10 protein-coding genes and 1 pseudogene are annotated in these 11,460 nt (G+C 72.6%); 6 read left to right on the top strand and 5 right to left on the bottom strand.

Annotated elements, in window-relative coordinates; all coding sequences use genetic code 11:
* Positions 1-102: pseudogene (locus ABGB21_RS36565) on the top strand (IS982 family transposase); the annotation flags it as partial.
* Positions 103-137: 35 nt separating this feature from the next.
* Here ABGB21_RS36565 and ABGB21_RS36560 read toward each other — a convergent pair.
* From ABGB21_RS36560 to ABGB21_RS36545, 4 genes are all read right to left on the bottom strand, one after another.
* Positions 138-680: a S26 family signal peptidase gene (locus tag ABGB21_RS36560; RefSeq protein WP_347657318.1), complete on the bottom strand. Its 543-nt coding sequence runs from the start codon at positions 678-680 to the stop codon at positions 138-140.
* Between the two features lie 14 nt (positions 681-694).
* Positions 695-2,533, bottom strand: a complete 1,839-nt coding sequence (locus ABGB21_RS36555; protein WP_347657319.1) for an ABC transporter ATP-binding protein — start codon at positions 2,531-2,533, stop codon at positions 695-697.
* Positions 2,530-3,069, bottom strand: a complete 540-nt coding sequence (locus ABGB21_RS36550) for a TlpA disulfide reductase family protein (RefSeq protein WP_347657320.1) — start codon at positions 3,067-3,069, stop codon at positions 2,530-2,532. The genes ABGB21_RS36555 and ABGB21_RS36550 overlap by 4 nt, the downstream gene beginning before the upstream one ends.
* A 237-nt stretch (positions 3,070-3,306) precedes the next feature.
* Positions 3,307-3,504, bottom strand: a complete 198-nt coding sequence (locus ABGB21_RS36545; RefSeq protein ID WP_347657321.1) for a hypothetical protein — start codon at positions 3,502-3,504, stop codon at positions 3,307-3,309.
* A gap of 143 nt (positions 3,505-3,647) precedes the next feature.
* On the opposite strand from ABGB21_RS36545, the gene ABGB21_RS36540 reads away from it, so the two are divergent.
* Positions 3,648-6,518, top strand: coding sequence for a BTAD domain-containing putative transcriptional regulator (locus ABGB21_RS36540; protein WP_347681718.1), 2,871 nt, complete (start codon positions 3,648-3,650; stop codon positions 6,516-6,518).
* A 72-nt stretch (positions 6,519-6,590) separates the two neighbouring features.
* Here ABGB21_RS36540 and ABGB21_RS36535 read toward each other — a convergent pair whose 3' ends face one another.
* Positions 6,591-7,118 carry a MauE/DoxX family redox-associated membrane protein gene (locus ABGB21_RS36535; RefSeq protein ID WP_347681716.1) on the bottom strand — a complete coding sequence of 176 codons (528 nt, stop codon included), beginning with the start codon at positions 7,116-7,118 and terminating at the stop codon, positions 6,591-6,593.
* A gap of 269 nt (positions 7,119-7,387) precedes the next feature.
* Between ABGB21_RS36535 and ABGB21_RS36530 the strand changes: the two genes are divergently transcribed.
* The 4 genes from ABGB21_RS36530 to ABGB21_RS36515 are packed head-to-tail and all read left to right on the top strand — an operon-like array spanning position 7,388 to position 11,352.
* On the top strand, positions 7,388-8,518 hold the full coding sequence (locus ABGB21_RS36530; protein ID WP_347681714.1) for an ABC transporter substrate-binding protein: 1,131 nt from the start codon (positions 7,388-7,390) through the stop codon (positions 8,516-8,518).
* A 7-nt stretch (positions 8,519-8,525) separates the two neighbouring features.
* A complete protein-coding gene (locus ABGB21_RS36525; RefSeq protein ID WP_347681712.1) occupies positions 8,526-9,449 on the top strand; it encodes an ABC transporter permease subunit in 924 nt (307 codons plus the stop codon).
* Positions 9,437-10,261, top strand: coding sequence for an ABC transporter permease subunit (locus ABGB21_RS36520; protein ID WP_347657325.1), 825 nt, complete (start codon positions 9,437-9,439; stop codon positions 10,259-10,261). The genes ABGB21_RS36525 and ABGB21_RS36520 overlap by 13 nt, the downstream gene beginning before the upstream one ends.
* Positions 10,258-11,352, top strand: a complete 1,095-nt coding sequence (locus tag ABGB21_RS36515) for an ABC transporter ATP-binding protein (RefSeq protein ID WP_347657326.1) — start codon at positions 10,258-10,260, stop codon at positions 11,350-11,352. The genes ABGB21_RS36520 and ABGB21_RS36515 overlap by 4 nt, the downstream gene beginning before the upstream one ends.
* Positions 11,353-11,460: the final 108 nt, after the last annotated feature.

The following is an 11,460-nucleotide window of genomic DNA, read 5'->3' as shown; positions in this document are numbered from 1 at the left end:
GTACGGGTGGCCCAACGCCTCCTCGCGATGACCGCCGCGATCTGGCACAACAACAAGACCGGTGCACCCGTCACCCGGTCACTGATCGCCTACGACCACTGACCGGGATTCGGAACAACTCGTCTAGCCGATCGGGGTCACCCGTCAGGCCCGCCGGTACGGCTCCCCGGAGCCGGATGACCGCCGGCCGGTTCCCGACCGCGCCCGTTCCGGGCCGGGCGAAGAACCCGGCGTACCGATCCGAGGATCCGGTCACCGGGAACGAATCCGAAATCCCGCGAGTCACAACTGTCGGGCCGGTTGTCGCCGAGCAGCACGAAGCGCCCGGGCGGCACCCGGGACAGGGCGGAGCCGCCCGGTGGCATCGGCGTGGCCGGCACCGGATCACCCGGACCAGCGACGGCCCGCTTGACGATCCACCGGCGCTCGGGCCCGGGGGCGACTCCCTCGGCCAGGGGTGGCGTGTCCCAACTCCCACCGAGTGGTTCCTCAACGACGACGACCTGACCGGTCCGCACCGCGCTGGGCAGGACGCGGCGCACCAACACGCGGTCACCGGGCTCGAGGGTCGGCACCATGGACCGGCCGTCCACCGTGACCAGCACCCAGCAACGCCGAACCCGGACCAGCAGGCCGCCCAGCGCGGCCCCGGCGACCACGGCGACCACGGCGAGGATCATGTCCAACGCTCCCGTCAGCCTGGCGCGGGCTGGTAGCCGGCCGCCTGAAGGTGGAACAGCCGGGCGTAGGCACCCCGTGCCGCCAGCAACTCCTCGTGGCTGCCCTGCTCGGCGACCACCCCGTCACGCAGCACGACGATGTGGTCGGCGTCCCGCACCGTGCCGAGCCGGTGCGAGATCAGCAGAGTGGCCCGGCCCTCCCGCAGTCTCCGCAACCGTTGGTGCAGGTCCGCCTCTGCCTCCGCGTCCAGGCCGGCGCTCGGCTCGTCCAGGATCAGCAGGTCCCGGCCGGCCCGCAGGAAGGACCGGGCGAGCGCGAGCCGCTGCCACTGCCCACCGGAGAGCAGCACGCCGGTGCTCACGTCGTCCCGGTCCCTCGGGTCGGCGAACGTTCTGGTCAGGTGGGTGGCGTATCCGTGCGGAAGTGCGGCCAGGACGTCGTGCACGCCGGCCTGCCTCGCCGCGCTGACGATCCGTTCGGTCTCGCCGAGAGCCCCGACGTCGCCGAGGCCGATGTTCTCCTCGGCGGACAGTTCATAGGACATGTAGTCCTGGAACGTCGCCCCGATCCGGTCGCGAAGCTGGAAGACGTCCAGCTCCCGGTAGTCGACGCCGTCCCACCGCAGGCTGCCGCGCACGGGGTCGTAGAACCGCACCAACAGCTTGACCAGCGTGCTTTTGCCGGCGCCGTTCAGCCCGACGAGGGCCACCGTCTGCCCCGCCGGAATGGTCAGGTTGACGCCGCGTAGCACCCACGGGTGCCGGTCGCCGTACCGGAACCAGACGTCGCGCAGGTCGATGCCGCCGCGCAACGGCGGTACCGGTACCGGCTGCGCGGACAGCACCAGGTCCGGGGCGCTGCCCAGCACCTCCTGGTAGTGGGTGAACCGCAGCAGGTTCTCGTGCGCGGTGGCCAACTGGCCGACCCCGCTCGCGACCGCCCCCTGGATGCCGGCCACCGCCGCGATGAAGATCGTCACGTCGCCGATGCTCAACCGGCCGGCGCGGGCGGTCAGGATCGCCCAGACCAGACCGGCGCCGGCGACGACGGAACCGGCCACCGCCAGACCGGCCTGCACGAGCAGCTCGTGCCGGTCAATCCGGCGTTTCGCCGCGTTGAGTCCCAGGAGCTCCGTCACCATCCGTCCGCCGAACAACCCACCGAGATTGAACAGCCGGATCTCCTTGGCCGCGGCGAGCCCGGTCAACAACTGCGCGTAGAAGATCTGGCGCCGCGTGATGGGTGTGAGCTGCCACGACAACTCGGCCCGCTGCCGGGACAGCCGTAGCTCGGCCTGGGCGGTGGGCACGGCCGCCAGCGCGAGCAGACCGGCCATCCACGGGTTGATGAGGGCCAGGGTGCCGGCGAAACCGCCGATGGTGATCACACCGCGTAGCAGTTCGAGGCCACCGCCGGCCACGGCGATCGGACTGTTGCGGCCGGCCTCCTCGGCGAGACTGAGGTGGTCGCGGAAGGCGGGGTCCTCGAGGCGGCCGAGGCCTGGAAGGCGGTCCACCGCCGCGTACAGGTCGGCCTGGGCCCGCACGGCGAGCGCCCGCCCCCACTCGGCCTCCGCGTGCCCCACCAGCAGTGGCAGCGCGGTGGCGGCCACTCCGGCCAGCGCGAGCCCGACGGCGATCCCGATCACCGTGGCCACCGGGCTCCCGTCCGTCCCGGCGAGTCGGTCCACCACCAGCTTGGTGAGGACGCCCACCAGGACCGGCACCATTCCGGCGGCGATCGCCAGCAGCGTTTGGGCCACGGCCGTTCGCGGCGCGGCCCGGTAGGCCAGCCCCACGGTGGCGGTGACCAGCCGGAGGGTCACCCTGTGCCGGGTGTGCTCCGACGTCACACGGCCACCGGTACGGGCAGCTCGGCCCAACCACTGCCGCTGCGCGCGACGGTGCCGGTGGTGTCCAGCAGGCACCAGGACGGGAAAGCACGTGCCTGGAACGCCCTGGCGAGCGTGCCGTCGACCCCGTCGACGACCACCCGCGCCACGGCGGTCAGCCGACCCGCGAGTTCGGGTACCCCTGACCCGTCGCCGCTCACCACGGCGAGCACCCGGGTGCGCCCGCCGGGAAATCCTGCCGCCTGCGTCACGAACCGCGGCAACGCGTCCGCGCAGGCAGGACAGTCCGGGGAGAAGAAGGCGACGAGGACGTCACCACCGAGGTCCTCCCGGCGTACCACACTGCCGTCGGTGTCGGTGACCACGAAGTCGCCGGGCGCCCGCCCGGCCTCGATGATCCCGCTGCCGGCCTCGGCCCCGTGCCCGGCCAACAGTTCGGTGTGTTCCCGCAGCCGACGGATGACGGCCAGGGTGAGCAGCAGGTTCAGCGTGCCCAGCGCGGTTGCCAGAACCACGCCGGCGACGAGATATGGCATGAGGGCTCCTTGTTCGTGGACCCCGGCCGATTCGCGCGGCCGGCGGGAGTGGACGAGGTCCGGCGGCGGGCCGGGGACGGCCCGCCGCCGGACCTGGTGGCGGGTCTCCACGCCAGCGGGTGTGGTTGGTTGACCCACCAACACAGCCCTGCTGCCGTCGTGGTCCGTCGCCGGCCCGGCCGGTCACCGCAACCGTCGACCGGCCAGACACCCCGGTACCGTCCTGCCGTCCGCTGGTCAGCAGGCGTGGGTCGTTCGCGTGCAGTTGTCGCAGCGGCAGTTGCTGTTGGACCAGCAGCGGCAATAGTGCTCCCAGCCGCTCATGCACACCTTCACGTTGTAGCGGGGGCTCCCGCAGTCAGCAGCGGCGGCCGTTGCTCGCGGCACGAGGAAGGCGAGCATCCGGTCACCAAGCTCGTTCACGAATCGCAGCATTCGTTTCACCTCCTCCCATTGACGTGTCTGCCATCGTGGATCTTCCGGCTGGTTATTGACTGGATGCAGAATGGACGACCAGAGCGGCAGTGCCGCGCTACGTGCTGTCACAGCCACGGGGGTTGCGTGTGGAGCCGGAGAGGTTGGCGGAGCTGCGGCTCTGTCTGTTGGGTCGGGTGCGCCTCTGGCGGGGCGCGACGGAGTTGCCGGCCGGTCCACCCCAGCGGCGGGCGGTGCTGGGTCTGCTCGCGCTCGCCGAGGGCCAACCTGTGGGCCGGGACGAGCTGGTGGACGCGCTGTGGCCGACCGGGGCGCCGCGCAGCGGTACGAACGTCATCCACACCCACGTGAAGCACCTTCGCCGGGTGCTGGAACCAGGCCGGCCGGCCTGGATGGCAAGTCGACTGCTGCCGTCGGTGGGTACCGGATACCGGCTGGCGGTGGATCCCGCCGCCGTCGACGCGCTCCGGTTCCGGCGACTGATGGCCGAGGCCCGTACCGCCCGCAACCGTGACGACCAGGCACGGGTCTGGCAGCTGATCGGTGAGGCGCTGCGACTGTGGCAGCCACCGCTGGCCGACGTACCGGTGCTCGCCGGGCATCCCCGGATGGCGGCCCTGACCGCGGAGGCGCAGCTGGCACTCTCCTGGCGGGTGGCCGCCGCGATCCGTCAGGGCCGGGCCGACGAGGTGCTGGCCCTTGTCCGTGAGTGGGCCGAGGGCGGACCGTTGGACGAGCAGGCACAAGCCCACCTGATGCGTTGCTACGTCGCCCTCGGTCGCCGGGCCGACGCCTTCGCCGTCTTCGACACCGTCCGACGGCGCCTGGTGGCGGAGCTGGGCGTGGATCCGGGGCCGGTGCTGACCGGGGCCCATCAGGAACTGCTCGAGTCGGACGCGCTCACCCGTCTGCCTCCCCGCGCGGTCGAGCCGTCGCCCGTCGCGGTCACCGCGCCCGGGTGGCCCATGGTGGTGCCGGCCCAGCTTCCGCCCGGCACGGCGGCGTTCACCGGGCGGGCCGAGCAGTTGCGCCGCCTCGACACACTGCTGACGGCCGACCCCGGCGACGGCCCCACAGTGGTCGCGATAACCGGGACGGCGGGCGTGGGTAAGACGACCCTCGCCGTGCACTGGGGACACCGCGTCGCCGAGCGGTTTCCCGACGGGCAGCTCTACGCCGACCTCGGGGGCTTCGAGGCGGATGCCGGACCGGTCCGGCCCGACGAGGTGGTGCGTGGCTTCCTCGACGCGTTCGGGATGGCGCCCGACCGGATCCCGGTCAGCCTGACCGCGCAGGTCGGCCTCTACCGCAGCCTGCTCGCCGGGCGGCGGATGCTGATCCTGCTCGACAACGCGCGCGCGGCTGACCAGGTCCGCCCGCTGCTGCCCGGCGCGGTCCGCTGCCTTGTCCTGGTCACCAGTCGCCACGAGCTGGCCGGGCTGGTGGCCGCCGGTGCCCATCCGATCGACCTGGATCTGATGACCGATGTCGAGGCCCGGCAGATGCTGGCCAACCGGATCGGCCCGGAGCGGGTCGCGGCGGCGCCCGAAGCGTCCACCCAGATCATCAACGCATGTGCCCGGCTGCCGCTCGCGTTGGCCATCGTGGCCGCCCGGGCCGGTATCCAGCCACGGTTCCCGCTCGGGTCACTGGCCAGTCAACTCCGGGAGAGCGCGGGTGACCTGGCGGTCTTCTCCGACGATGACGCGGCGTTCGACGTGCGGGCGGTCTTCTCCTGGTCCTACCGTCTCCTTTCCCCCGAGGCGGCGGCCCTGTTCCGGCTGATCGGCCTGCACCCCGGGCCGGAGCTGTCGGCCACCGCCGCGGCCGCCCTCGTCGGCGTACCGCCGGGCCGGGTCCGTCCGCTGCTGGCGCAGCTGACCCGGGCACACCTGTTGGTCGAGCACCGGCCCGGGCGCTTCAGCTGTCACGACCTGCTGCGCACCTACGCCGCCGAACTCGCCGCAGTGGTCGAACCGGAGGCGGTACGCCGCGCCGCGTCGCAGCGGATCCTCGGCTACTACCTGGACGCCACCGCCACCGCCGACCGGCTGATCTCGCCGTACCGGCATCCGGGATCGGTGTCGTGCTGGCCCCGGGACACAGGCGGCGGTACCCCGCCCCGGGCACCGTCGGGCGCGGGGTACCCCGGCGACCCGGAGACGGCGCTGGAGTGGTTCAACAGCGAGCATCAGGTGCTGCTGGCGCTGGTCCATCAGGCGGCCGAGGTCGGACTCGACCAGGCGGTGTGCGAGCTGGCCTGGCACCTGAGCACCTTTCTCGACCGGCAGGGGCGCTGGCGTGACCAGGCGGCCGTGCAGCGGGCCGCGCTGGCCGCGGCCGGTCGGCTCGGCAACCCGTCGATCGAAGCCCGCGCCCATCGCGGGCTCGCCCGGGCGTACTCCCGGCTCGGATCGCACGACGAGGCCCGGCGCGAGCTGCGGCGGGCACTGTGCAGGTACGAGGAACTGGCCGATGACGTGGGCCGGGCGAACACCGAGATGAGCCTCGCCGACTCGTGCGAGCGGCAGGGCCGGTACCGCGAGGCACTCGCACACGCGGAGCGGGCCCTCGCGCTGTACGGCGATGCGGGTTACCGCCCGGGCCAGGCCAACGCGTTGAACGCGGTCGGGTGGTGCCACACGCTCCTCGGCGACCACGGCCGCGCGCTGACGTACTGCGCCCGGGCGCTGCGGCGGCATCAGCTGCTCGGCGATCGCCGGGGCGCGGCGGACAGTTGGGACAGCATCGGCCACGCCAACCACGGACTGGGCCGGAACCGGGCGGCCATCCGCTGCTTCCAGCAGGCCGTCCTGTTGTTCCGGGAGGTGGGCGACCGCTTCGCCGAGGCGGTGTCGCTGACCAGGCTGGGCGACGCCTGGCGGGTGGCCGGCGAACCGGGGAGCGCCCGGGCCGACTGGTCACGGTCGCTGGCCATCCTGACCGAGTTGGATCATCCGCGAGCGGTTGAGGTCCGGGCCCGGTTGACCGGGTCACCCCGGGCCGGAGCGTGACCCTGCCCCCGGCGGAAGTGCCTGCGCGGGCTCCGGGGGCGCCCTCCGGACGGCGGCCGTCGACAGGTCGGCCTACCGGATCGGCTTCACCAGGGCGACGATGTCCTCCGCCGCCGTCGTGAGGATGCCGAGGACCAGCCCGGTGATGCCGGCGAGCAACGCGGGGGACGGTTCGAGGGCACCGCCGGTCGACAGGCCGGTGATACCGAGTGCCGCCACACAGACCAGCGTCAGGTTCCGCACCATGTGTGGTACGCCGAGCGGCGTGCGGGAAGCGCCGAAGCAGCGGCAGGGTGCACGGTTGCCACTCGACACGGCCAGCCCGATCATGACGGTGAAGGCGCCGAGGAGGCAGGCGGCCAGTGCGAAGCCGAGGACGCCCGCTGTCCGCGTCGGCACGAGGAGCAGCGCGGCGACGAGCGCCTCGACCGTCACGGTCATGCGCGCCGTCCAGGGTACGGCGGCTTCGGGCACCTGTCTCATCTGACGCAACGACTGGACGAAGTCCTGCCAGGCGGCCCTCCGGTTGATCTTTCCGAGGACAGCCACGACGAACACCGTCGCGAGGAGAGCGCGAGCGAGCACCTCCAGATATCGCACGAACGGCAACCTATCGGCTCAGCGGCCGTACGCCAACCGGGTCGGTCCGCCGGCACGGCCGCCGGCCGGTCCGCCGGCTCGCGGCGGCACCGGCACGGCCCTCGTCACGATCTTTCTCCGGAACAGCGTCGACCGTTCACCCGTACGTCGTCTGCGCTCCTGCCCAGGACACCTGCGCCGGGCAGGATGGCCGCCGGGCGCGCACCACCCGGGCCGCAGCAGCGGACCCGGACGGCCGGGCGCCGAGGACACGGCTAAGGAGAAAACACGTGCGATTCGCGGTTGCCCGTACGGTCGCGGTGCTCGCGGCGTCCGCCGGGTTGGTGACTGTCGCCGCCTGTGCGCCGCCCGAGCAGGCCGGCGCGGCGGCGGACACCCCGGCGGCCACCGCCACCAGCGCGGCCGACCTGGGTGGACTCGACAAGCTGATCGAGGCGGCCAAGAAGGAGGGAGAGCTGAACGTCATCGCCCTCCCGCCGGACTGGGCCAACTACGGCGAGATCATCAAGACGTTCAGCGAGAAGTACGGCATCAAGGTCAACTCGGCCCAGCCGGACGCCGCCAGCCAGGACGAGATCAACGCGGCCAAGCAGCTCAAGGGCCAGAGCGGCGCGCCGGACGTCTTCGACCTGGGTGACGCGGTCGCCCGGGCGAACGTGTCGATGTTCGCCCCGTACAAGGTCGCGACCTTCGACGAGATCCCGGCCGCGCTCAAGGACGCCAACGGCACCTGGGTCAACGACTACGGCGGCTACATGTCGATCGGCTTCGACGCCGGCAAGGTACCGGCCCCGCAGAGCCTGACCGACCTGCTCAAGCCGGAGTACAAGGGCAAGGTGGCGCTCAACGGCGACCCGACCCAGGCCGGTGCCGCGTTCAGCGGAGTGGTGATGGCGGCGCTGGGCAACGGTGGCTCGGCCGACGACATCAGCAAGGGCGTCGACTTCTTCGGCCAGCTCAAGGCTGCCGGCAACTTCCTGCCGGTCGACCCCACCCCGGCCACCATCGAGTCCGGGCAGACCCCGGTGGTGATCGACTGGGACTACCTCAACGTCGCCCAGGGCGCCAAGCTGGCCGGCAAGGCCGAGTGGAAGACCGTGGTCCCGGCGAACGCGGTGGTCGGCTCGTACTACGTACAGGCGATCAACGCCGACGCCCCGCACCCGGCGGCCGCCCGGCTCTGGCAGGAGTTCCTCTACTCCGACGAGGGGCAGAACCTCTGGTTGTCCGGCGGCGCCCGCCCGGTCCGCGCCGAGGCGATGGCCAAGGCCGGCACGATCGACCAGACCGCCTACGGCGCGCTGCCGGCCACCACCGGCACGCCGGTCTTCCTCACCGAGGCGCAGACCGCCACGGCGAAGGAGACCCTCACCGCCAACTGGGCCAAGACGATCGGCTGATGCCGGCATGACGGTCGTCACCCACCGGCCGGACCCCGGGGCACAGGCGCCCGGGGTCCGGCCCACCCCGGCCCGCCGCCGCCGCTCCAGCGGCGGCGCGCTGCTCGGCATCGTCCCGTTCCTCGGGTACGTCGTGGTCTTCCTCGCCATCCCCACCCTGGTGGTGGCGGTCGGCGCGGTCACCGCCGACAACGGCGGCGTCACCCTGGACAACCTCGCCCGGCTCGGCGACGCGTACATCCTGGCCGCCTTCGGCCGCAGCATCCTGCTCTCCGCGGTCACCGCGCTGATCGGCGCGGTGGTCGGCGCCCTGCTCGGGTACGCCCTGGTCACCGCCCGCCCGGACGGCCTGCTGCGTCGGGTGGTGACCGCCGCCTCCGGGGTGCTGGCCCAGTTCGGCGGGGTGACCCTGGCCTTCGCCTTCATCGCCACCATCGGGCTCAGCGGCTTCGTCACCGAGTTCCTCCGCGACCGGGTCGGCGTCGACCTCTACGCCTCCGGCGTCTGGCTCTTCGAACTGCCCGGCCTGCTGCTGGTCTACAGCTACTTCCAGATTCCGCTGATGGTGATCGTCTTCCTGCCCGCCCTGGACGGGATCCGGCCGCAGTGGCGGGAGGCGGCGGCCAGCCTCGGCGGCTCGACCTGGCAGTACTGGCGGCTGGTCGGCATGCCACTGCTCGCCCCGCCGTTCCTCGGCGCCACCCTGCTGCTGTTCGCCAACGCCTTCTCCGCGTACGCCACCGCGGCCGCACTGGTCAGCCAGGGCAGCCCGATCGTGCCGCTGCAGATCCGGGGCGCGCTGACCAGCGAGGTGGTGCTCGGGCAGCAGAACCTGGGCAAGGCGATGGCGCTCGGGATGATCGTGGTGGTCGCGGTGGTGATGTGGCTCTACGCCCTGGTCCAGAAGCGGAGCGCGAAGTGGCTGGGGTGATCCGGCGCCGGGCCCGCCACCAGCGGCTGTTCCGGTGGACCGTACTCACCGTGCTCGGTCTCTTCTTCCTGCTTCCCCTGCTCGCCATGCTGGAGTTCACCACCCGGGGCGCCGGCGGCGGCCTCGACCTTGCGACCTGGCGGCTGCTGGTCGACTGGCCGGCGCTCACCGAGACCTATCCCGACCTGGCCAGCGGCATCCGGGCCTCGTTCGGGCTGGTCCTGCTCACCGTGACGCTCACCCTGGTCCTGCTGGTGCCGACCGTGGTCTGGGTACGGCTGCGGCTGCCCCGGCTGCGTCGGCTGGTGGAGTTCCTCTGCCTGCTGCCGCTGACCATCCCGGCGATCGTGCTGGTCGTCGGGCTGGCTCCGGTCTACGCCTGGGTGACGTACCTGCTCGGCGGGTCGCCGCTGACCCTCACCTTCGCGTACACCGTGCTCGTGCTGCCGTACGCGTACCGGTCGATCGACGCCGGGCTGTCCGCGATCGACGTGCGTACCCTGGCCGAGGCGGCCCGCAGTCTCGGCGCCGGCTGGACCACGGTGATCTGGCGGGTGGTGCTGCCGAACATCCGCTCGGCGGTGCTCTCCGCGGCGTTCCTCACCGTGGCGCTGGTGCTCGGCGAGTTCACCATCGCCTCACTGCTCAACCGGACCAACCTCCAGGTCGCGGTGAACCTGCTCGGCAAGAGCAGCGCCACCATGTCGGTGGCGGTCTCGCTGGCCGCGCTGCTGCTCGCCTTTGTCCTGTTGCTGCTGCTCTCCCTCGTCGGCGACGGCCGGCGCCGGAGAGTCGAGAAGGAGACCCCGTGACCGCGTCCACCGTCGCCGCCGACCCGGGCCCGGCCCCGACCCGCCAGGGTGTGCCGGTACGCCTCGAGGGGCTGCGCCGCAGCTTCGGCGACACCCAGGCGCTGGCCGGTCTCGACCTGGAGCTGGCACCGGGCGAACTGGTCGCCCTGCTCGGGCCCTCCGGCTGCGGCAAGACCACCGCGCTGCGGGTGCTCGCCGGACTCGAGGAGGCCGACTCCGGCCGGGTACTGGTCGACGGCGAGGACATCACCGACCGGCCGGTGAACCGACGCGGGATGGGCATGGTCTTCCAGGCGTACAGCCTCTTCCCGCACCTGACCGCGGTGCAGAACGTCGAGTTCGGGTTGCGGCTGCGTGGCCGGCCCGGTGCCCAGCGTCGTCGGCGGGCGACGGAGATGCTGGAACTGGTCGGTATCGGCGGTCACGCCGGCCGCTACCCGCACCAGCTCTCCGGCGGCCAGCAGCAACGGGTGGCGCTGGCCCGGGCGCTGGCCATCGAGCCCCGGGTGCTGCTGCTCGACGAGCCGCTCTCCGCCCTCGACGCCAAGGTCCGGGTCCAACTCCGCGACGAGATCCGGCGGATCCAGCTGGAGGTCGGCACCACCACGCTGTTCGTCACCCACGACCAGGAGGAGGCGCTCGCCGTCGCCGACCGGGTCGGCGTCATGCGGGGCGGCCGACTGGAACAACTCGCCACCCCGGCCGAGATCTACCAGCGGCCGGCGAGCGCGTTCGTCGCCGACTTCGTCGGCCTGAGCAACCGGATCCCGGGCCGGACCGGGACCGACGGTACGGTGCGGATCCTCGGGCAGACGCTGCCGCTGGTCGACCCGGGCAGCGCGCCGGCCGGCCCGGACAACGGCGTCACCGCCCTGGTCCGCCCCGAGGCGGTCGAGCTGTTGTCCGAGGCGGACGGTCCCGACCGGGTCGTCGCCACCAGCTTCCTCGGCCCGATCAGCCGGGTCAGCGTGACCCTGGCCGACGGCACACCGGTCGTCGCGCAGGTCGGCAGCGACCGGTTGGCCCACCTCACCCCGGGCACCCGGGTCCGGGTCCGGCTCCGGCCGGCGCCGGTCGCGCTCGCCGACTGACCACCATCACCGGCCGACGATCCTCGCCGGTCGACCGCTGACGTCGGCCGAGCAGGAACGCCGACCGGGGACCCGCTCCGGCCGGCCCGCCGGGCCCGGTGCTGCCAC

The organism is Plantactinospora sp. B24E8 (assembly GCF_039871735.1).
Taxonomy (GTDB): Bacteria; Actinomycetota; Actinomycetes; order Mycobacteriales; family Micromonosporaceae; genus Plantactinospora.
The sequence above is the reverse complement of the archived record's forward strand: the minus strand, read 5'-3'. Positions and strand labels throughout refer to the sequence as shown.

Bases quoted from the DNA above. Each gene is read 5' to 3' on its own strand.
- ABGB21_RS36560 (WP_347657318.1), bottom strand. From the start codon at position 680: ATGATCCTCGCCGTGGTCGCCGTGGTCGCCGGGGCCGCGCTGGGCGGC.
- ABGB21_RS36550 (WP_347657320.1), bottom strand. From the start codon at position 3,069: ATGCCATATCTCGTCGCCGGCGTGGTTCTGGCAACCGCGCTGGGCACG.
- ABGB21_RS36545 (WP_347657321.1), bottom strand. From the start codon at position 3,504: ATGCTGCGATTCGTGAACGAGCTTGGTGACCGGATGCTCGCCTTCCTC.
- ABGB21_RS36525 (WP_347681712.1), top strand. From the start codon at position 8,526: ATGACGGTCGTCACCCACCGGCCGGACCCCGGGGCACAGGCGCCCGGG.